1 protein-coding gene is annotated in these 2,846 nt (G+C 38.7%); it reads right to left on the reverse strand.

Going from position 1 to position 2,846, the window contains the following annotated elements; all coding sequences use genetic code 11:
* Positions 1-2,780, reverse strand: a 2,780-nt coding sequence (locus ACFIJJ_RS09300; protein WP_375646755.1) for a DEAD/DEAH box helicase family protein, incomplete at its 3' end; no start/stop codon positions are given.
* Positions 2,781-2,846 lie beyond the last annotated feature (66 nt).

A 2,846-nucleotide genomic window follows, 5' to 3' on the forward strand; every position in this document is an offset into this window, starting at 1 on the left:
AAAGGGTCAAGAATAGAAACACCACGTGATCCTAGACTTTTTCCAAATTCATGACGCAACACATCATCAACAGAATGAATGATAAAATCAACAACCTCAATGGGAGTATAAACAATGCCTAATTTTTCTACTGTACGCGGAAAAGCATAACGGAAAAATTCATTATAAAGCTCTACAATTAAGCTTTGTTGTGCTTCAAGAGTGGTAATTCCACGCGTGTAAAATTGTATACTCCTAGAAATATTGTTCAGATCTTGAGATTCTTCTTTAGGGGTAACTTTATCAAGGACATTGAGTACGCGTTGTAAAGCACAAGATACGGGATTCTCTTGAACAAACTGATGCCCCTCAAATAAAGCATTAAAGACTGGACGCGTCACAAGATGTTGCGCAAGCATTTCAATCGCATTTTCTTCGGAGATAGTTGTATTTAAATTACTACGTAATTCGGTCATAAAATCATTAAACACCTGCCGTGTTTCAGTTTCTGATTTCGTCAAAACCTCAGTTAAGCGTGTGATATGAGTTTGAGCAAGATCACCAACATTTATTGCCCATTTTTTCCAATAGCTAGGGTCGTAAAATCTATTAACAATAGCAGTTCTAATGACATCTTTACTTTTAGAAAAAAGGGGGAGTTCTCCTTGTTCTTCACATGTGTGAGAGGATTCGTAAGTTGCTAACCCAATATTAAGTCCTGAATACTCTAATTTTGAGCGTATAGGTAAATCATCAATAACTATAGTCGTATCTTCTAACGCAAGTTCTTGAGAAGCAGCAACGATTTCAAGAGCATCGCTTACGTCTTGTTTTTTGTGCATATGGTGAATTATTTTATTAAAGTTATCATCATGAGCACGTAAAGCATTGAGAACTTGCCAGATGACATTATACTTTTGGTTGTTTTCTAAGGCTATTTCCGGCGGAATGTCAGCGGGTATCCCAATGGGTAGAATGATATAGCCTCTTTTTTTACCCTCTGCTCGACGCATGACACGTCCTATCGCTTGAATAATCTCAATTTGACTTTTGCGCGGGTGTAAAAATAGAACGGCATCAAGAGCAGGAACATCAACACCTTCAGAAAGACAGCGTACATTGGTAAGTACACGGCAGGTATTTTCCCCCGCATCTTCCTTTAACCATTCAAGTTGTTTTGTACGCTCTTTAGCACTAAAGGTTCCATCAATATGGGCAAGGGTACAGTTAAGAGGAGGAGTATCTTTATAGTTTTTATGAAGAGCGCGCAAAGATTCTTGCACTTTTTCTTTTTTGAATCTCTTGCATATGCGTTTAGAAGTCTCAATATCTTTGCAAAAAGCTAAAGCTCTACGCATGGGCTTGGGGTCATCTTTAAGATCAAGTTTCAGATCCATTTTAGTAAGAGCTCTATAACAGCCATTAATCTTGGTCCTATCGTCAAGAATAAGTTCATAATTCTTATCGGTTATCAGATGTTGAATGGATTGGCTTACTTCTTTTTCATTGACAACTAATATGATAACTTTACAAGGTGCTAACAGCTTATCCTCTAAAGCACGTGAAAAGTTGTAAGTGTAAAGTTGTTTGCCATAGAGTTTTTCATTATCCATGGACACCAAAACGTTATTGGATAAGAAAGCATTCCTTTTCAGCTTGTCACTAAAGATCTTTGGGGTTGCTGTCATGTAGAGGCGTTTTTTGCCTCGAATAATGCTATTGTCATGAACCTTGATAAATTCAGATTCATGCTTTTCTGTTCCCAACACAACACCAGTTGTTCTATGGGCTTCATCACAAATGATCAGATCAAATTCAGGTAACCCATGGGTATTTTGTGCATCCGAAATCACTTGGATAGAATGATAGGTTGAAAAGATGACCGTCATTGCATCTGCTAGGTTTTCGCAAGCTTCTTTGGCAAGGGCTTTCGCATCCGTGGTAGCAGGGAGAACAAGATCTGATGTTTCCATGCCAACAATATCATCTTGGTTTTTACGACGCTTGCCTACTTTCGTATCAGAACAAACCGCAAAGGAACGCAACGGGACTTGTGCATCGGCTGTCCATTCACGGATTGTTTGCGAAACTAAAGCCAGAGAAGGAACCAGAAACAACACACGCTTGCCTGTTCCTGCTATGGTTTCTGCTATCTTAAGGCTAGTGAAAGTCTTCCCCGTTCCACATGCCATAATTAGCTTGCCACGATCTGCTTCTTTTAACCCTTCACAGACTTTCTTGATGGCTTCTTCTTGATGTGGACGAGGCTCTTTTGTTGATTTCAGAAGAACTTCTTGTTTTGTTGCAAATATTTGCCAATCTATCCGACTGTTTTCCATATGACGAAGGTCAGTACGATAAACGGGTATCGCTTGTCCTTTAATCATGGCATTCACATTGTCACTTAATTCCACTTCTGTGGTATCGACGAGAAGACGATATTTAAAGATGTCTTTTCCAGAGGCAGCGATAAAGCTATCAATATCTTTTTTACTGATCTGATGGTCAGCTTTATAAAACTTACATTGAATAGCCACATATCCCTCTTGATGACGAAGCTTTGCCACCAGATCAATGCCGATATCATTTTTATTCCAACCTTCATGCTCTTTAGCCCATTCATAATAGCTCTCAACCGTTTCATATCGTCCAAAATGGAGAGGGTCATGCATAAGATAAGCCATGACAAGGTTTTCAAACAGCGTTCCCAATTCACGGGGTGATTTTGCTTGTTGACGATAATATTCTAAGAGAGAGCGTAAAGAGACATGTTCATGATCATAATGATGAGGGCGAAGCATAAAGAATAAACTCCATGACAATATATTCTATTGATTAATTCTCTTCAAAAGAATCAAAATGAAGCT

It is taken from the genome of Bartonella sp. TT29SHDZB, from assembly GCF_042193395.1.
Taxonomy (GTDB): domain Bacteria; phylum Pseudomonadota; class Alphaproteobacteria; order Rhizobiales; family Rhizobiaceae; genus Bartonella.